The organism is Citrobacter sp. Cf072 (genome assembly GCF_030334485.1).
Classification (GTDB): Bacteria; Pseudomonadota; Gammaproteobacteria; order Enterobacterales; family Enterobacteriaceae; genus Citrobacter; species Citrobacter freundii.
Map to the genome: position 1 here is coordinate 2,248 of NZ_JAOWDX010000045.1, position 18,485 is coordinate 20,732.

Sequence of the window (18,485 nt, forward strand, 5' to 3'; positions counted from 1 at the left end):
TACTAATGAACCGTGAGGCTTAACCTTACAACGCCGAAGATGTTTTGGCGAAGAGACGACATTCAGCTTGATACAGATTACATTAACCGGCGAAAAGCGGGTTAATAACAGAATTTGCCTGGCGGCTGTAGCGCGGTGGTCCCACCTGACCCCATGCCGAACTCAGAAGTGAAACGCCGTAGCGCCGATGGTAGTGTGGGGTCTCCCCATGCGAGAGTAGGGAACTGCCAGGCATCAAATAAAGTGAAGAAGCCCATCCTGACGGATGGGCTTTTTTGCGTGTGTGCGGGGTAAAAACCGCCGGGCTGAACGTATTGTGCAGGCCTGATAAGCGCAGCGCATCACGCAATTCCGGCGGCAGATTGCTGGATTCGACGTAACCGCCTTAATCGACTAACAAAAGCACACTGTCTCGATCTACTACACGGATCTCTCCCTCGAACATATCTGAATCCTTTCTCTGCTAATTAAAATCGTGATCTTTCCTGCATAATAATATATAACAATTATATAACATTTAATTCACCAAAAAACACACAACCATCATTGATAAATTCATGCGATCGTTGGCAGGGGTACAATTCTAATGGCTGATAGTAGTGTAACTGAGAACGGGGCGCTGGCAGACGGCGATACCCGCCGTCGTATATGGGCGATTGTCGGAGCATCATCAGGGAATCTGGTCGAATGGTTTGATTTCTATATCTACTCTTTCTGTTCTCTTTATTTTGCTCATATCTTTTTCCCATCAGGAAATACCACCACACAACTCTTACAAACCGCCGGCGTGTTTGCCGCAGGCTTCTTGATGCGACCAATTGGAGGCTGGTTGTTTGGCCGTATTGCGGATAAGCACGGGCGTAAAAAGTCCATGTTGCTGTCCGTTTGTATGATGTGTATGGGATCGTTGGTGATCGCTTGTCTACCGGGATATGAAACTATCGGTACCTGGGCCCCTGTGTTATTACTGCTGGCCAGACTATTCCAGGGGTTATCTGTAGGTGGTGAATACGGAACCAGCGCGACCTATATGAGTGAAGTTGCCGTTGAAGGTAAGAAAGGTTTTTATGCTTCATTCCAGTACGTGACGTTAATCGGCGGGCAGTTACTGGCATTGTTGGTTGTGGTCATATTACAGCACACGTTAGAAGACTCTGCGCTCAGAGCGTGGGGGTGGCGTATTCCATTTGCGTTGGGCGCCGTGCTGGCTATTGTTGCGCTATGGCTGCGTCGCCAACTGGATGAAACCTCGAAACAGGACGTTCGCGCGCTGAAAGAAGCGGGTTCCCTGAAAGGTCTGTGGCGTAATCGCAAAGCCTTTGTCATGGTGCTTGGCTTTACCGCCGCGGGTTCGTTGTGTTTTTACACGTTCACAACCTACATGCAGAAATACCTGGTCAATACAGCTGGTATGCATGCCAACGTAGCCAGCGGGATTATGACGGCGGCACTGTGTGTGTTCATGCTGGTTCAACCGCTGTTCGGCGCTTTGTCAGATAAGATTGGCCGGCGTACTTCAATGCTGTGTTTTGGCGCGTTGGCCGCGATTTTCACTGTTCCCATTCTGACAGCATTGCAAAGCGTAACATCCCCGTATATGGCGTTTGCTCTGGTGATGTGTGCCCTGTGAATCGTGAGTTTCTATACGTCAATCAGCGGTATTTTGAAGGCTGAGATGTTCCCGGCGCAGGTGCGCGCTCTGGGAGTTGGCTTATCTTATGCGGTGGCTAATGCCCTGTTTGGTGGCTCAGCTGAATATGTGGCGTTATCCCTGAAGTCTGTCGGTATGGAAACGACATTCTTCTGGTACGTCACCGCGCTGGCAGTTGTCGCGTTTTTAGTATCGCTGATGCTGCATGGGAAGGGGAAAGGTCTGCGCCTCTAGTAATGTGCCAGTTGCCAGACTGCATAGCCGGTAGACGCGCCTGCAACATCCCAGGCGAAGTCCTTCCAGCTCCAGCCGCTCCCTGCGGGACGGCTGTCCCACAGTTCTTTTGACGCGCCCAGGCTGACTGAGAACATCAGGCCGATAGCCGCACTGCGATCGCGGCTGTTGCCCTGATGTTGGGCATATTCATTGCCGGCTGCGGCAAGCATGGCGGAGGCGATGAAGTGTTGAGCTTTGTCTTGCCCACTCCACTGGTCGTTAGCCATGTGGCTGCAGCCAGAAATGGCCAGGATGCTGGTAAGAATGAACAGGCGCACCGTTGCCTCCATATGAAAAACCCCGTCACTGGACGGGGTCTTGATTACAGAATACGGCTAATTAATCTGTCGATACGAATACGGCGTAGTCGACGAATGAGCTTACGCACTTTGACTGGATAGTCAGCAATACTTTGCAGGTCGCGATAGTGCTTAACGACGGTAGTATGCGTACGGATAAGCTCCAGCTCTTTATCGCGCTGGGGAGTCAGCTCTTGCTTAGGATCGTGGATAAGGATGGCGTTTTCCAGATCCAGACGCCAGGCGCGAGGGTTAAGGTTGTTGCCGGTGAGCAGCATCCATTTATCATCAACCCACATACCTTTCAGATGATAGGTGTTGTCATCATCTTTCCATAGGCGTACGACCAGCTGGTCGGTATTCACGTAATACTGCAATCTGCTCAGGAAACGGCGCAGATTTATTTCATACAGATAAGGCAGCGCGCCGATGATCTTGAATGGCTCATCTTCTGGAATGAAAAAGTCGTTGGCGGTTTTATCACCGACAATGATTTCAACCTTTTTCCCTTCACGCAGCAGTTGAATGATATTGCGCACCAGTATGGCGGGCAGGTTGAAATAAGGGGTACAGATTGTGAGTTTGTGCTCCGCGCAGGGCATAAGATGGAAAATGGTCTTATTTAACAGACTGGATTTCCCAAGGCCCACCAGAGGCGTAACCGAAAGCTGTTCGTTATCAGCATCACCCTGAAAATGGAATGACGCATCACGCAGTTCTTGGCGGTACAGGCGGATATCGTTTTTAATTTCCGGGCTTTTAGGTCGGTTGATATCATCAAGGCGGTTAACGCCGCGACCTTTTATCAGGTTCTGCGTAACCCAATCGAACATGATATCGGCCATTTGCGCATTGCGAATCAACTGATAACGGTCATAGCGATATTTATCATGCTGATGCAGGTAAACATCGTTCAGACTGGCCCCGCTGTACAGGACGCTGTCATCGATAATAAAGCCTTTGAAATGCAGGACGCCAAGCGCTTCACGGGTGTTAATCGGAACGCCATAAACAGGAATATCGATACCAGGGTTTTCTTGCGCCATTCGGCAATACCAGTCAGCATTAGTATTGGATGCCGCAGCCCCAATACGACCGCGCTGAGCTCTGTGCCAGTCGACAAGCACCCGGACATCCAGTTCAGGACGCTGCCGTTTTGCCGCATAGAGAGCGTCAAGTATGCCTTTACCACCGTCATCCTGTTCCAGGTACAGCGCAATAATGCAGATCCGTCGCGTCGCGCTGGCTATTTTTTCCAGCAGAGTCTCCCTGAAATTAGCGGGAGCATAAAAGAAATCTACATCATCAACTGACTGAGAAATCTTGGGTAGTTGGGCAAGGTGTTGTTGATGTTTATTACGCTTAAATTTTGACAACATCACAGTGCATTTCTTCTCTGTTCATTGAAGGGTCCTCTGTGCTATGCAGACGACATAAGCGGGCAATGATACCACCAGTACCCATTAATGTGGTCAACATTTCCAGTACCTTACTCACGATTCCTCACATTGGGCCAGATTAAGCGTTAGCCCAACAATTCCCTCTTCGAGCTGGACGTCAACAACAAACCCGAGTTTTCGGGCCAGGGCGACCATCCCACGATTGTTTGGCATCGTAATACCATTCAAACGTATAAGTCCGTGATCTCGGGTATATGCAATTAGTTTTTCCATCAATCGGCGACCCAGTCCAAGCCCTTTGAGATCGGAACGAACCAGTACGGCAAACTCAGCATCTACGTTATCAGGATCCGAGATTGCTCGCGTTACGCCGAGGATCTCTTCGCGATTATCTTTACAACGCACCGCAACAAAAGCCATTTCCCGATCGTAGTCGATCTGCGTCATATTGGCTAAATCTTCGTGGGTAAATTCATTGATCTCACTGAAATAGCGATAATAAAGATCTTCTTTTGTCACTTGAGAAATGAACTGCTGTAGATGAGGTTCATCCTCCGGTAAAATGGGGCGGAACAGACAGCGCTGGCCGTTCTTCAACTCCACCCACTCTTCAAGCTGATGGGGGTAGGGACGTACAGCCAGCCTGCTTTCGTTATCTCCCGCGAAAGGGGCAATATCCAGCGTAACGTCCAGCGCGGTAAATTCTTCGGCGGAGGCCAGCAGAGGATGAATATCCAGACGCTGAATTTCCGGGCAGTCGACGATCAAGTTGGAGACCTGCACCAGAAGTTGGCTCAACCCGGCGATATCCAGCGGACGTAGTGCGCTGCGAGCGCGGATCTTTTTATTTTTGATCCCCTGGATCACCAGATAACGCGCCAGATTCATGTTCAATGGCGGCAAGGCCACCACGGCTTGCTCTTCCGGTCGCCACTCAACACCACCTTCACCCAGCATAATCAACGGACCAAATACCGGGTCGTGTTCAACGACGACGCGAAGTTCTTGAGCACCAGCGCGATTCGCCATACTTTGTACTAATAAACCGTGAATGCGTGCCTGCGGCCAGGCCATTTTTACCCGATCGAAAATTGCATTGGCAGCCTGCTGCACTTCTGTTGCTGTACGCAGGTAGAGCATTACCCCCTGAACTTCCGACTTATGCGGGATATCAGGAGAACGCAGCTTGAGCGCCACCGGGTAGCCGATTTGCTCCGCGATGTGTACGGCCTCTGCGCTGTCGCTGGCGATCCATGTCGGCAGTGTATGTAAGCCATAGGCCTGTAAAATAGGCTGAACTTCATGAGTATCCAGCGACGTTGCGCCTTCTGCAATCGCCTGTTGTAACAGATTATGCGCTTCGGCGGTGTTGGTGGTCAGATTGTCGGGTAGCGCAGGCGTTTCACGCAGTTGCTTCTGGTTACGCCGGTACTCCACCATATGCATAAATGCAGTGATAGTGCCTTCAGGCGTGCGGTAGGTTGGTAATCCGGCTTCGCTAAACAGTCTGCGTGCTTCCTGTGAGGAAAACTCTCCGCACCAGTTGGTCAGCAACGAGACGAATTTTCCTCGGGGATGATGCTTTACCGCTTCAATCAATGCCTGTGCGCTTTCGGTTCCGGGAGCGGCTGCGCTGGGTGAATGAATCACCATCAACGCGTCGAAATCCTGGCTGGCGAGCAAAATATCCAGCGTCTTAACGTAGTGTTCGCTGCTGGCGTCATCACGCAGATCCAGTGGGTTGGCGATATCAACATGTTCAGGCAAGGCATCGCGTAATTCCTGGCAGGTGTCTTCATTCAACGTCGCCAACTTGCCATTTTTTGACCACAGTTCATCTAATGCCAGTGCGGCAGGCGCGGCCCCATTGCTGATGATCATCAGCCTGTCGCCACGTAGTGGACGCATGTGGCTCAAGGTTTCGACTGCTGAGAACAGCTCGTGAGTGTCTTGTACGCGCAGTAAACCGGCGCGCTGAATAGCTGCATCCCACGCAGGGTCCATCCCGGCGCTGGTATGCAGTAAACGCTGCGCTGCAGGGCTGCGACCGCTCTTAATCACCAGAATAGGTTTATTGCGCGAGGCGCTACGGGCGGCGGAAACAAAGCGCCGGGCATCACTTAAATGTTCGAGATACAGCAATATCGCGCTGGTTTTACTGTCGCGTGCCAGGTAATCCAGTAGCTCATCAACGTCGATATCCAGGCTATCACCCAGCGCGATAAAGTAAGAAAAGCCCATTTCTCTCTGCTGTGCCCAGTCGAGTATGGTATTGGACACGGCGGCGGATTGAGAGATGAAAGCCAGCTTGCCGCGCTTAATCGGGACGGGGGAAAAGCTGGCGTTAAGTCCTTGCCAGGGTGCGAGAAGTCCCAGGCTGTTGGGACCCAGAAGACGTATGTTGTAGCGTGATGCGCAGGCCAGCAGCTCCGCGTGCTGCGCCGAGGGTGCTGAGAGAATAATGCAGGTTTTACAACCTTTCTCGCCAAGTGCTTCGAGTAATGCCAGGTTACGGCTGGCATTGGTGCACAACACGGCGAGATCGGGGCTAAAAGGCAGGCTGTTGATATTGGGCCACGCCAGTACGCCCAACACCGCTTTCCATGCGGGCGTCACCGGTAAAACAGGTCCATTGAAACCGCCAGCAAGCAGGTTACGCATCATCAGGTAACCTGCGCGATTAGGCTTCATTGACGCCCCAATCACCGCAATGGATTTCGGTCGCAATAGTGCTTCCAGACCACGCTGACTCATATCGGCTTCCTTAATGACACCAGTGACCGAATGATTTTAAACGTTTTCTGATGAATCTGCTGTGACGCTTCCCTTATGTTGAGTTTTTCCTGCCAGGTAGCGGGTTTTAAAGCGAGTAAAATGATCGCTTAACCCTTCTGCGGCTTGCGTATCTCCCGCCAGATCCAACAAGGCGATGGCCACCTCGGCTGTGCAATATTGCCCTTCGGCGTGAACGCCACGCAGGTGGTAAGCAGAAAGGCGTGATAAATCAACAGAGATCACCGGCAGGTTATCGAGGTACGGGCTTTTGCGGAACATTTTACGCGCCTCAGGCCAGGTGCCGTCGAGCATGATAAACAATGGGGGCTTACCGGCTGGTGGCGTGAAAATCACTTCACGCTCTTCACCCGCATAGGAGGCCGGGAATACAACCATCGGCTGGTAATCCGGATTTTTTACCAGTTCCAGCAGCGCCTGCGGCGGCTCGGTACGTGACCACTGAAAAGCCGTGGTATCGGGCAGAATATCGGCAATTAAACGCCCCGTGTTGCTGGGCTTCATCGGCTCGGTATCAAACATCACCAGACAAAAGCGACTTTTTGCCTCAGAGGGCGCCAGAGTTGCGCACAAGCAGAGCTTCTGCGGCAGCAGGCAGCGTTGACAGCGGCGAACGCGATTACCTCGGGCAAGGAAAGGACGCGTGGCGCGCGCGAGGCGCTCAGCGCGTAACTGAAGAACAGCGTTATCGGTCATGGGGAAACATGTTGAAAAACGCTATTGTCGCAGAGGTGAAAACGGGGCACAAGATGCGCCCCGTAGAGATTATAATGATTCGTTAAGCCAGCTATCAAACGGGGCTTTTGGTACAGCGCCGTTAAGCATGTCGACGATTTCACCTTTTCTGAAGATCATGATGGTCGGAATGCTGCGGATACCGAAACGGGCGCTGAGTTCACGCTCGGCTTCCGTATTCACTTTAACAAAACGCACTTTGCCGCTACGCTCTTCCGCGACATCTTCAAAAATCGGGGCGAAGTTACGACATGGACCACACCAGGGGGCCCAAAAGTCAACGACCACCGGGAGATCGTCTTTTAACAGTTTATCCAGTGTCTCACCGGTCGCATTGATCACCTCCCCATCAAACAGGTCGTGACCACAGCGTCCGCATTTAGCCGCTTCCTGGACACGATCGTCAGGGATGCGGTTGATAGCCTGGCAGCTGGTACAAACGGTATTCATAACTAACCTCTGGATGAGTGGAGTGGACTTCACGGCATAAACGCCAGTATGTTTCTATTATGTTACATATTATCGGAGAGTCTGTTCTAAACAACAATGCGTTTTATTCAATGAGTACAATAGTCCTTAGCTTTTAAATGAAATAATGGCTAACGACGTGCACATCGGGTAATCTGCGCGCTTCGCGCAGAGCAGGTGGAGAAAAACATGAGCGACGAACTGAAGAACAAAAACGGCAAGGTCAAAGTGATGTACGTCCGCAGTGACGATGACTCGGATAAACGCACCCAAAATCCACGTACTGGCAAAGGCGGCGGTCGCCCCGGTACTTCCCGAGCCGAAGGCGGTCGTCGCCCTGCCCGTGATGAACGAAAGGGTCCGAACAGCGAACGTGGTCGTGAACGCGGGCGTGACCGCGATGTAGAACGCGACCGCAGACGTGAAGATTCACCGTGGCGTACCGTTTCCCGCGCACCGAATGATGACGCAGCGGATAAAGCCGATCACGGCGGTATTAGCGGTAAGAGCTTTATCGATCCTGAAGTATTACGCCGTCAGCGCGCGGAAGAAACCCGCGTTTACGGTGAGAATGCCTGTCAGGCTCTGTTCCAGAGTCGTCCGGACGCTATCGTCCGCGCCTGGTTTGTTCAGAGCGTAACCCCGCGTTTTAAAGAAGCATTACGCTGGATGGCGGCAAACCGCAAAGCCTATCACGTGGTTGACGAAGCCGAGCTGGCGAAAGCCTCTGGCACTGAACACCACGGTGGCGTCTGTTTCCTGATCAAAAAACGTAACGGTACTACCGTTAAGCAGTGGGTCGGTCAGGCAGGGGCGCAGGATTGCGTGCTGGCACTGGAAGATATCGCTAACCCGCATAACCTGGGCGGTATGATGCGTAGCTGCGCGCACTTCGGTGTGAAAGGCGTGGTGGTTCAGGATGCGGCGCTGCTGGAATCGGGGGCGGCTATCCGTACTGCTGAAGGTGGAGCAGAGCATGTTCAGCCGATTACCGGTGACAGCATTGTCGATGTGTTGGACGATTTCCGTAACGCGGGTTACACGGTAGTGATGACCTCAAGCGTGAAAGGTAAACCGCTGTTTACTACCACGCTGCCGGAAAAAATGGTGCTGGTATTAGGGCGTGAGCGTGAAGCTCTGCCAGAAGCAGCATGTTCAGCCGACGACCTGTGCGTGGCGATTGACGGTACCGGCAAGGTAGAAACGCTCAATGTTTCTGTCGCGACCGGCGTGTTGCTCGCGGAGTGGTGGCGTCAGAACAAAGCCTGATAATAAAAATGCCAGCGAATCGCTGGCATTTTTTTACTCGCTTTCTGCGGGTAATACCGGCATCCAGTCAATCGGTTTTTCACCTCGTTGTTCCAGCCATTCATTCGCCAGTACAAAGTGATTGCAACCAAAGAAACCGCGATGCGCAGAGAGCGGTGATGGGTGTGGCGCTTTCAACACATGGTGACGCTGCGCATCAATAATCGCGCCTTTCTTCTGTGCGTGAGAACCCCAGAGCAGGAAAACCACGCCTTCCCGATGTTGGTTAATCAGGCTGATGACTTTATCGGTAAATGTTTCCCACCCAAGGCTGGCGTGAGAATGTGCCTGACCGGCGCGAACGGTGAGTACGGTGTTGAGTAACAGTACCCCCTGGCGTGCCCAGCTTTCCAGATATCCGTGTGTGGGGCGGGTGAAGCCGGGAATTGTTGCTTCCAGCTCTTTGTACATGTTCAGCAACGAAGGCGGAGTGGCAATCCCCGGACGAACAGAGAACGCGAGACCATGTGCCTGGCCTGGGCCGTGGTAAGGATCCTGACCCAGGATGACAACTTTCACGTCACCAAGCTCGGTAAAACGAAACGCGTTAAACACATCTTTTTGCGGCGGATAAATTGTCATTCCTGACTGACGCTCGCCGGCAACAGTATGCAGTGTGTTAACAAAATAAGGCTGCTGTTTTTCTTCAGCCAGCACATCGTGCCAGGTTAATTCGGTGGCCATCTCGCTCTCCTGCGAATTTTCAATCCCCCTAGCTTAACTGCTTCTTTCGACGTCGCAAAATTCTGTACGTTTCTCAATGGTCTACCCCTTAAAGATAGTTGAAAATTTATGTAAAAAGTTTAGCTGTGTACACGGCGTAAGTTGATGTAAAACAATAAAATCCACCTATCACCACTTTTCATGTGTGGTTTTTGTTGATTTAAATCAAAGATTCAAGGGTGTGTGAGGGGTATATATACACTCAAGCAACAATGGTTTTACCAATTGGCCGGATGACGGCCAACCGAGATCAAATAATTTTGCCGGGGAGGCATCAAATGATTACAGGTATCCAGATTACTAAAGCTGCAAACGACGACCTGCTGAACTCTTTCTGGCTGCTGGACAGCGAAAAAGGCGAAGCACGCTGCATCGTTGCGAAAGCAGGTTTCAATGCTGATGAAGTCGTTGCTGTCAGCAAACTGGGCGAAATCGAATACCGTGAAGTACCGGTAGACGTACAGCCGGAAGTCCGCGTGGAAGGTGGTCAGCACCTGAACGTGAACGTTCTGCGTCGCGAAACGCTGGAAGATGCAGTTAAGCATCCGGAAAAATATCCGCAGCTGACCATCCGTGTTTCTGGTTATGCAGTGCGTTTCAACTCTCTGACCCCAGAACAGCAGCGCGACGTTATCGCTCGTACCTTTACTGAGAGCCTGTAAGGCTCACGGGGAATAGCCCCGTTTAGCAAAGAATCAAAAAGCGGAAGGTGCCAGTGTGTCTTCCGCTTTTTTGCATCCGTTAGTAAAAGATCCTTACCGCGCAATACACCAACAGCAGCGCCAGAATGATATTCAACTGCCGGCCGTAACGGCGAAAAACGCGCTGAAAAAGATGGCCCGCCAGCGCCCAGCAGGCATTTGTGAAGGTGCCGATCAGCGCCAACAGAATACTCACCCCAATCAGCCAGTGTGCGTCCTGAGTGTACGGTAATACAAACTTGGATAACGCGGTAATGCCGTACAAAATGATTTCACGTTAACAAACTGCAAGCCAAAACTCGCCCAGAAGCTAATCGGCTCTGACCGCAAATCATCGTTTGTAGCCGGGCTGGTGGCGATCTTCAGCGCCAGCCACAGGATATAAGCTGCCCCAGCCCAACTGAGCCAATGGATGATGGCAGGATCCATAACCGCCAGTGAAAATGACGGGCGAAACGCTGCTGGCGTATAAAATGCCGCAGGTTTTACAGCGAGTTAAACAACGTGCGCCCCATGTGCGGTTGTCTTTACAGTCACTCAATTGTTATGTAATTCGCGATGCGTTGCTCAGTGATGAGGTCGATCTGGGGGGGGGGTTATCGGGTGGGTAATGACGATGCCCTTGAGTTGATGCCGCTTGGCGATCAGTCACTGGCATTAGTTGCTTCGCCGCTGCTCCAGCACGTTGATTTTACTCAGTATAACCAGCACATTCCCTGCAGTTTTATCATTAATGAGCCGCAATGTATTTTCAGACAGCGCTTCGAGGGGCTACTGCGTAAACGACAGATTACGCTGGAAAATACCATTGAGTTATGGAGCATTGAAAGCATTAAGCAGTGCGTATCGGCAAATCTTGGGGTCAGCTTTTTGCCGCGTTTTGCCGTTGAGAGGGAGCTACGTTCAGGGGAATTGATTGAATTACCGTACAGTGAACAACCTGAGTTAATTACGGCATTGTGTGGCTATCATGCCGGAAAAGTCGTTAGTCCGGCGATGCGTGTGTTTCTTGAGTGTATTGAAGAGAGTTTTGCATCACGTGAAAAAATGCCGGGCTAAACGGCCCGGCATTCGGTTTACTCTTTGTCGGACTGCTGGGTAGCAGCTCCGCTCGGCTTACGACGTTTGCCGATATTTTTTGCATCGCGGTGACGTTTTTTCACCCGCGGCTTCTCTTTCTCTTTCGCTTTTTTCTCGGCGCGCTTCGCCAGCACTTTCTTGGATGGTTTACCGTTGGATTTCTCACTTGGCGCGCGCGTGGTTGGACGCAGTTCGTCGATGACGCGTGCTTTCAGCGGCTCGTCAATATAGCGGCTCGCTTTGCCGAGAAGCAGATGGTCGTGCGCTTCAACCAAAGAGATCGCAGTACCTTTACGACCTGCGCGACCGGTACGGCCAATGCGGTGCAGATAGGCATCGCCACTGCGCGGCATGTCGAAGTTAAACACATGGCTGACATCAGGAATATCGATCCCGCGAGCGGCAACGTCGGTGGCTACCAGCACGTTCACGCGGCCATCGGTCAGGCGTTTGATCGCTTCATTGCGTTTGTTCTGCACCATCTCGCCTTCGAGATAGCAGTTGTTAATGCCCGCCTGGCGCAGCCAGCCTGCCAGCTCGTGCACACGCTCGCGTTTACGTACGAAGACAATCGAGCGGGTCGCTTCCGGCTGTTTTAACAGATGGATCAGCAGGGCAGTTTTGTGCTCGATGTCATCAGCACGGTAGTAAAACTGATGGATCTTCTTGCGTTCGCGGGTGGACGGATCCGCTGAGACTTCGACCGGATCTTCCAATAGACGCTCGGCAAAATCTTTAATCGCATCGCCTTCCAGCGTGGCGGAGAACAGCATGGTTTGCTTACGCCAGCGGGTTTCACCGGCGATATGTTCGATGTCCTGGGCAAAACCCATGTCCAGCATACGATCTGCTTCATCGAGAATTAGCGTCTCAACCGCATGGCAGTCGAAGTTTTCTTCTTTAATGTATTGCAGCAGACGACCCGTGGTGGCAACCACGATGTCCTGGTTTTCGCTAAAGACTTCCATGTGGTTCATGTAAGCCACGCCGCCGGTAATGGTCGCGATATCCAGATGCGTATTTTTCGCCAGCTCACGGGCGTGTTCAGCAACCTGCATCGCCAGTTCGCGCGTTGGCGTCAGGATTAAAATGCGCGGCGGACCAGATTTCTTGCGTGGGAAGTCGAGCAGGTGCTGCAACGCTGGCAGCAAATATGCCGCCGTTTTACCGGTGCCTGTCGGCGCAGAACCGAGTACATCACGGCCATCGAGCGCAGGCGGAATGGCGGCAGCCTGAATGGCGGTCGGGCGAGTGAAACCTTTTTCCTGGAGGGCATCCAGAAGGCTTTCATCGAGTTCAAGTTCGGAAAAAGTCGTTACAGTCATGTTCTACCTCTGAGTGGGGCGCTGATTATAGACGTTACGGCTGCAATCTTCATCTGTTTGTATGGATATACCTTCTCAGGTATTGTTTTTATCCTATGTTATCGTTTTTTTTCCAGGAAGGTTGTTCTTCATGCCCCAGTCTACATCCGTACTGAAACGTAATGGATTTACTTTTAAGCAGTTTTTTGTGGCACACGATCGCTGTGCAATGAAAGTCGGAACGGACGGCATTTTATTGGGGGCCTGGGCCCCCGTTGCGGGCGTAAAGCGGATCCTGGATATTGGTACCGGGAGCGGCCTGTTGGCGCTGATGCTGGCCCAGCGCACTGATGAAAACGTCATCATTGACGCCGTGGAGCTTGATGTCGACGCCGCGCAGCAGGCGCAGGAGAACATCGCGCAATCTCCGTGGATGCATCGCGTGAGTGTTCATACAGAAGATGCGCAACAGTGGATACCGCGTCAGACCGTGCGTTTTGATTTGATAATCAGCAATCCTCCCTATTATGAACAGGGCGTGGAATGCGCTACACCGCAGCGCGAGCAGGCCCGCTATACCACCTCGCTCGATCACCAGGCGTTGCTTACGTTGGCGGCGGACAGCATTACGGAAGACGGTTTTTTTTGTGTGGTGCTACCGGAGCAGATTGGTAACGCATTTACTCAGCAGGCGCTTAGCATAGGCTGGCATCTGCGATTGCGCACGGATGTAGCAGAAACCGAGGCCCGTCTACCGCATCGGGTATTGCTGGCATTCTCCCCGCAGGCCGGGGAGTGCTTTAGCGACAGGCTGGTGATCCGTGGGCCAGACCAACGTTACTCTGAAGGTTATACGGCGCTGACCCAGGCGTTCTATCTGTTTATGTGATGACTGAGCGGCGAGAGAATTGACGGGCCCGCCTCTGGAAGCTGTTCTGGGTAATCCAGCGTGTAGTGCAGGCCCCGACTCTCTTTGCGCATCATCGCGCAGCGGACAATCAGCTCGGCAACCTGCACCAGATTGCGCAGCTCCAGTAGGTTGTTCGACACACGGAAATGGGCGTAATACTCGTCGATTTCCTGTTGCAGCATGGTGATACGGCGCAGGGCGCGTTCCAGACGTTTAGTGGTGCGCACAATACCGACGTAATCCCACATGAACAGCCGCAGCTCATGCCAGTTATGCTGGATAACAACCAATTCATCTGGATTTTCTACCCGGCTTTCATCCCAGCCCGGGAGCGTGCTGACGCCGCGTGCATAAGGCATACGCCTGTCGATATCTTCAGCCGCGGACCAACCGTAAACCAGACACTCCAGCAATGAGTTCGATGCCATCCGGTTGGCGCCATGCAGGCCGGTGTAACTCACTTCGCCGATCGCATACAGCCCATCGACATCGGTACGGCCAAAGTCATCAACCATCACGCCGCCGCAGGTATAGTGCGCGGCAGGCACGATAGGAACAGGTTCTTTGGTTAGATCAATGCCCAGTCCCAGCAACTTTTCATAAATCATCGGGAAATGCTGACGAACAAATTCTTCCGGTTTATGACTGATATCGAGGAACATGCAATCTGCACCCAGGCGCTTCATTTCATGATCAATGGCGCGGGCGACAATATCGCGGGGAGCCAGTTCGCCACGCTCGTCAAAATCGGGCATAAAGCGTGAACCGTCCGGGCGTTTCAGGTGCGCGCCTTCGCCGCGCAGCGCTTCGGTCAGCAGAAAATTGCGCGCCTGCGGATGATACAGCGCTGTTGGGTGAAACTGGTTAAACTCCAGGTTGGCGACGCGGCATCCCGCACGCCAGGCCATTGCAATTCCGTCACCCGAGGAAATATCCGGATTGGTGGTGTATTGATACACCTTTGACGCGCCGCCAGTGGCCAGCACTACCGACTTCGCATGGCAGGTTTCTACGGCTTCTTTATTACGATTCCAGATCCAGGCACCGACAACCCGACGCGTTCCCGGCAGACCGATTTTATCGGAGACAATCAGATCGACAGCATTACTGCGCTCGAGAACCCGGATGTTGGGATGATTTTGTGCCTGGCTGACGAGGGTGGTTTCGACTTCTTTGCCGGTAGCATCCGCAGCGTGCAGGATACGTCGATGGCTGTGACCGCCTTCACGGGTCAGGTGATAGCTCTCTTCACCGTTAGGCTGAACCTGCGTATCGAATAAGACGCCCTGATCGATTAGCCATTGAACGCAGGTACGGGCATTGCTGGCGACAAATTCAACCGCATGGCGATCGCACAACCCGGCCCCGGCAATCAGCGTATCTTCAACGTGGGAGTCGATACTGTCGGTTTCATCGAAAACCGCGGCAATACCGCCCTGGGCATAAAATGTCGAGCCTTCGCTGACCTGCCCTTTGCTCAGGACAATAACCTGATGTTTTTCAGCCAGGCGCAGCGCCAGTGAGAGTCCGGCAGCCCCGCTGCCAATGATCAGCACGTCACAGGATAATTCAGGAGTCGTATTCATGATTTTTGTTTAATTTACTAAACAGTGTTTGGTCACCATAGCACCACATTGCGCGATACTGCACGTTTTATTTTTAAACGTGTTGCAATGACTAAACATGAAAGAAAAACATGATGAGGGTGAAATAGGCAAAAATATTTTGTGAAGCAGGCCGTTAGCATCAGATTATGTGATGAAATAAAGTGCCCGTTGGGTTACTCTGCAAGCGGTGAAATGGGCATTTCTGTACAGATAGTGCGTTGATCGGGTTATGTAGACTTATAATGAGAGATAAGACCTGTCTACAACATGACAAACAAAAAACAATGCGTAACGGAACTTTACGAAACTTGAGCACTCTAAGCATTTGCTTGCTCATAGTGAAGCTGATGGAGTGGCGTTTCGAAGGCGCGTGGAAATTTGGTTTGGGGAGACTTTACCTCGGATGAGCGAGCAGTTAACGGACCAGGTCCTGGTAGAACGGGTCCAGAAGGGAGATCAGAAAGCCTTTAACCTACTGGTAGTGCGCTATCAGCATAAGGTGGCGAGTCTGGTTTCTCGCTATGTACCGTCGGGTGATGTACCCGATGTAGTACAAGAAGCATTTATCAAAGCCTATCGTGCGCTGGACTCGTTCCGGGGGGATAGTGCTTTTTATACCTGGCTGTATCGTATTGCGGTCAATACAGCGAAGAATTACCTGGTCGCTCAGGGGCGTCGTCCACCTTCCAGTGATATAGATGCGATTGAAGCAGAAAATTACGAAAGTGGCGGTGCGCTGAAAGAAATTTCGAACCCTGAGAACTTAATGTTGTCAGAAGAACTGAGACAGATAGTTTTCCGAACTATTGAGTCCCTCCCGGAAGATTTACGCATGGCAATAACCTTGCGGGAGCTGGATGGCCTGAGCTATGAAGAGATAGCCGCTATCATGGATTGTCCGGTGGGTACGGTGCGTTCACGTATCTTCCGAGCGAGGGAAGCTATTGATAATAAAGTTCAACCGCTTATCAGGCGTTGACGATAGCGGGATACTGGAAAAGGTATTAGGCATGCAGAAAGAAAAACTTTCCGCTTTAATGGATGGCGAAACGCTGGATACTGAGTTGCTCAAAGAGCTGGCTCACGACCCGGAAATGCAAAAAACCTGGGAGAGTTATCACCTGATTCGCGATTCCATGCGAGGTGATACTGCCGACGTTCTCCATTTCGATATTTCCGCCCGCGTAATGGCCGCCATCCAGGATGAGCCGGTACGTCAGACGGCGCCATTGATTCCTGAGGCCCAGCCAGCACCGCACCAGTGGCAGAAAATGCCGTTCTGGAAGAAAATGCGTCCGTGGGCCGCGCAGCTTACTCAAATGGGTGTGGCCGCGTGTGTATCACTTGCAGTTATTGTTGGCGTCCAGCACTATAATGGGCAATCTGAAACGTCCCAGCAGCCCGAAACGCCGGTATTTAATACATTACCGATGATGGGTAAAGCCAGTCCGGTAAGCCTGGGTGTACCTTCTGACGCGACGGCCAGCGGCGGTCAGCAACAGCAGGTACAGGAGCAGCGTCGTCGTATTAATGCCATGTTGCAGGATTACGAACTGCAACGTCGACTGCACTCTGAACAGCTTCAGTTTGAGCAGGCCCAGACACAGCAAGCCGCTGTGCAGGTGCCAGGAATTCAAACTTTAGGAACGCAATCGCAGTAATGAAGCAACTTTGGTTTGCCATGTCACTTGTGGCTGGTAGCCTGTTCTTCTCTGTCAACGCCTCGGCCAATCCTGCGTCCGGGGCGTTGTTGCAGCAGATGAATCTGGCCAGCCAGTCGCTCACCTATGAGCTGTCATTTGTCAGCATCAATAAGCAGGGTGTTGAATCCCTACGTTATCGCCATGCCCGCCTGGATAACCGTCCGCTCGCGCAACTGTTGCAAATGGATGGTCCGCGCCGGGAAGTGGTACAACGTGGCAACGAAATCAGTTATTTTGAGCCAGGTCTCGAACCGTTCACGCTGAACGGCGACTATATCGTTGACTCACTGCCCTCCCTGATTTACACCGACTTCAAACGTCTTGCTCCCTACTATGATTTTATCTCAGTAGGCCGCACTCGTATTGCCGATAGGCTCTGTGAAGTGATCCGCGTTGTGGCGCGTGACGGCACCCGTTACAGCTATATCGTTTGGATGGACACTGAGACCAAGCTGCCAATGCGTGTTGATCTTCTTGACCGTGATGGCGAAACGCTGGAACAGTTCCGCGTCATCGCGTTTACTGTTAACAACGGTGTCAGCGACAGCATGCAGACGCTGGCGAAAGCCAATCTGCCGCCGTTGTTGTCAGTTCCTGCGGGTGAGAAAACCAACTTCAACTGGAGTCCGTCGTGGTTGCCGCAAGGCTTCAGCGAGGTGTCCAGCAGTCGACGTCCGCTGCCGACGATGGATAACATGCCGATCGAATCACGGCTTTATTCCGATGGTCTGTTCAGTTTCTCCGTGAACGTAAACCGCGCGATGCAAAACAGCGCCGATCAACTGCTGCGCACTGGACGCCGCACGGTTAGCACCAGCGTGCGAGATAACGCCGAAATCACTATTGTCGGTGAGCTTCCGCCGCAAACGGCGAAGCGTATCGCGGACAATATTAAGTTCAGGGCAGCACAATGATTAAAGAGTGGGCGACGGTCGTCTCCTGGCAAAATGGTCTGGCGACGGTCAGCTGTGATGTTAAAGCATCATGTAGCAGCTGTGCTTCCCGGGCCGGATGCGGGAGCCGCGTGCTGAACAAACTGGGACCTCAGACCACACACACCATCGTGGTGCCCTGCGACGAACCCTTGACCCCTGGTCAAAAAGTTGAACTGGGCATTGCCGAAGGTAGCCTGCTCGGTTCGGCGATGCTGGTCTACATGTCTCCGTTGGCGGGACTGTTTCTTTTCGCGGCGCTATTCCAGGGACTGTTTGGTTCCGATCTTGCGGCATTAAGCGGAGCAGTGCTGGGGGGCGTGGGCGGATTCCTGATTGCTCGTGGATACTCTCGTAAGCTTGCTGAACGCGAAGCCTGGCAGCCGGTCATTCTGAACGTTGCTCTCCCACCCGATCTTATTCGCGTCGAAACCCAGCAGTGATATCTTTGCCTGATGGCACTGCGCTTATCAGGCCTACAGCGTCCTCAGATGCAGGCGTAGGCCGGATAAGGCGTTTATGCCGCCATCCGACAAAAGTTTCATCGACTTTGCAAAGTTGTTTCCAGTTCCCGCTATCCTTGCTCTATGAACAT

Annotated in this window: 16 protein-coding genes, 2 rRNA genes and 3 pseudogenes (1 of these 21 running past the window's edge); 12 read left to right on the top strand and 9 right to left on the bottom strand. The window is 52.3% G+C overall.

The annotated features are described in order from the left end of the window. The 3 genes and pseudogenes from OGX66_RS12420 to OGX66_RS12430 form a co-directional block, all read left to right on the top strand. Positions 1-27: ribosomal RNA gene (locus OGX66_RS12420) — 23S ribosomal RNA — on the top strand (its annotated part extends 2,247 nt beyond the left edge of the window); the annotation flags it as partial. Between the two features lie 90 nt (positions 28-117). After that, a 5S ribosomal RNA gene (gene rrf, locus OGX66_RS12425) occupies positions 118-233 on the top strand. A 353-nt stretch (positions 234-586) separates the two neighbouring features. Then, positions 587-1,885, top strand: a pseudogene (locus OGX66_RS12430) (MFS transporter). On the opposite strand, the gene OGX66_RS12435 reads toward OGX66_RS12430, so the two are convergent. From OGX66_RS12435 to trxC, 5 genes are all read right to left on the bottom strand, one after another. After that, positions 1,882-2,205, bottom strand: a complete 324-nt coding sequence (locus OGX66_RS12435) for a YfiM family lipoprotein (protein ID WP_003838356.1) — start codon at positions 2,203-2,205, stop codon at positions 1,882-1,884. The pseudogene OGX66_RS12430 and the gene OGX66_RS12435 sit on opposite strands and share 4 nt — an antisense overlap. 44 nt (positions 2,206-2,249) lie before the next feature. Then, positions 2,250-3,605: a CDP-diacylglycerol--serine O-phosphatidyltransferase gene (gene pssA / locus OGX66_RS12440; RefSeq protein WP_008319601.1), complete on the bottom strand. Its 1,356-nt coding sequence runs from the start codon at positions 3,603-3,605 to the stop codon at positions 2,250-2,252. 114 nt (positions 3,606-3,719) lie between these two features. Next, the gene (locus tag OGX66_RS12450) at positions 3,720-6,380 is read right to left on the bottom strand and encodes a bifunctional acetate--CoA ligase family protein/GNAT family N-acetyltransferase (protein WP_270934470.1); all 2,661 of its coding nucleotides are present in this window, start codon (positions 6,378-6,380) and stop codon (positions 3,720-3,722) included. Positions 6,381-6,416: 36 nt separating this feature from the next. Continuing rightward, on the bottom strand, positions 6,417-7,115 hold the full coding sequence (gene tapT / locus OGX66_RS12455) for a tRNA-uridine aminocarboxypropyltransferase (protein WP_049002278.1): 699 nt from the start codon (positions 7,113-7,115) through the stop codon (positions 6,417-6,419). 69 nt (positions 7,116-7,184) lie between these two features. Further along, entirely contained in the window at positions 7,185-7,604 is a 420-nt protein-coding gene (gene trxC, locus OGX66_RS12460; protein ID WP_003037559.1) for a thioredoxin TrxC, read from the bottom strand. Between the two features lie 207 nt (positions 7,605-7,811). On the opposite strand from trxC, the gene OGX66_RS12465 reads away from it, so the two are divergent. Then, entirely contained in the window at positions 7,812-8,891 is a 1,080-nt protein-coding gene (locus OGX66_RS12465) for a tRNA/rRNA methyltransferase (protein WP_003037560.1), read from the top strand. Between the two features lie 33 nt (positions 8,892-8,924). Here the strand turns inward: OGX66_RS12465 and ung are convergent, their stop codons facing one another. Continuing rightward, on the bottom strand, positions 8,925-9,614 hold the full coding sequence (gene ung, locus OGX66_RS12470) for a uracil-DNA glycosylase (RefSeq protein WP_003037561.1): 690 nt from the start codon (positions 9,612-9,614) through the stop codon (positions 8,925-8,927). Positions 9,615-9,931: 317 nt separating this feature from the next. Here ung and grcA point away from each other — a divergent pair, with 317 nt between their 5' ends. Further along, positions 9,932-10,315: an autonomous glycyl radical cofactor GrcA gene (gene grcA / locus OGX66_RS12475; protein WP_003037563.1), complete on the top strand. Its 384-nt coding sequence runs from the start codon at positions 9,932-9,934 to the stop codon at positions 10,313-10,315. A gap of 79 nt (positions 10,316-10,394) precedes the next feature. On the opposite strand, the pseudogene eamB reads toward grcA, so the two are convergent. Beyond that, positions 10,395-10,801 (bottom strand): annotated as a pseudogene (gene eamB, locus OGX66_RS12480) (cysteine/O-acetylserine transporter); the annotation flags it as partial. On the opposite strand from eamB, the pseudogene OGX66_RS12485 reads away from it, so the two are divergent. Next, positions 10,801-11,413, top strand: a pseudogene (locus OGX66_RS12485) (substrate-binding domain-containing protein); the annotation flags it as partial. The pseudogenes eamB and OGX66_RS12485 overlap by 1 nt on opposite strands. A 17-nt stretch (positions 11,414-11,430) precedes the next feature. On the opposite strand, the gene srmB reads toward OGX66_RS12485, so the two are convergent. Beyond that, positions 11,431-12,759, bottom strand: coding sequence for an ATP-dependent RNA helicase SrmB (gene srmB, locus OGX66_RS12490; protein WP_003037569.1), 1,329 nt, complete (start codon positions 12,757-12,759; stop codon positions 11,431-11,433). A gap of 130 nt (positions 12,760-12,889) precedes the next feature. Here srmB and trmN point away from each other — a divergent pair, with 130 nt between their 5' ends. After that, the gene (gene trmN, locus OGX66_RS12495; RefSeq protein ID WP_003847060.1) at positions 12,890-13,627 is read left to right on the top strand and encodes a tRNA(1)(Val) (adenine(37)-N(6))-methyltransferase TrmN; all 738 of its coding nucleotides are present in this window, start codon (positions 12,890-12,892) and stop codon (positions 13,625-13,627) included. On the opposite strand, the gene nadB is transcribed toward trmN, so the two are convergent. Further along, positions 13,612-15,234 carry an L-aspartate oxidase gene (gene nadB / locus OGX66_RS12500; protein WP_270934463.1) on the bottom strand — a complete coding sequence of 541 codons (1,623 nt, stop codon included), beginning with the start codon at positions 15,232-15,234 and terminating at the stop codon, positions 13,612-13,614. The two genes, trmN and nadB, sit on opposite strands and share 16 nt — an antisense overlap. A gap of 305 nt (positions 15,235-15,539) precedes the next feature. Between nadB and rseD the strand changes: the two genes are divergently transcribed. The 5 genes from rseD to rseC are packed head-to-tail and all read left to right on the top strand — an operon-like array spanning position 15,540 to position 18,333. After that, on the top strand, positions 15,540-15,662 hold the full coding sequence (gene rseD / locus OGX66_RS12505; RefSeq protein ID WP_223306697.1) for a rpoE leader peptide RseD: 123 nt from the start codon (positions 15,540-15,542) through the stop codon (positions 15,660-15,662). Then, positions 15,659-16,234, top strand: coding sequence for an RNA polymerase sigma factor RpoE (gene rpoE / locus OGX66_RS12510; protein ID WP_003037573.1), 576 nt, complete (start codon positions 15,659-15,661; stop codon positions 16,232-16,234). Before rseD ends, rpoE begins: the two co-directional genes overlap by 4 nt. A 31-nt stretch (positions 16,235-16,265) precedes the next feature. Continuing rightward, positions 16,266-16,916, top strand: a complete 651-nt coding sequence (rseA, locus tag OGX66_RS12515) for an anti-sigma-E factor RseA (protein ID WP_003037574.1) — start codon at positions 16,266-16,268, stop codon at positions 16,914-16,916. Continuing rightward, complete coding sequence (rseB, locus tag OGX66_RS12520) at positions 16,916-17,872, top strand: sigma-E factor regulatory protein RseB (RefSeq protein WP_003847063.1); 957 nt, start codon at positions 16,916-16,918, stop codon at positions 17,870-17,872. The genes rseA and rseB overlap by 1 nt, the downstream gene beginning before the upstream one ends. Further along, complete coding sequence (rseC, locus tag OGX66_RS12525; RefSeq protein ID WP_270934459.1) at positions 17,869-18,333, top strand: SoxR-reducing system protein RseC; 465 nt, start codon at positions 17,869-17,871, stop codon at positions 18,331-18,333. The genes rseB and rseC overlap by 4 nt, the downstream gene beginning before the upstream one ends. Positions 18,334-18,485 lie beyond the last annotated feature (152 nt).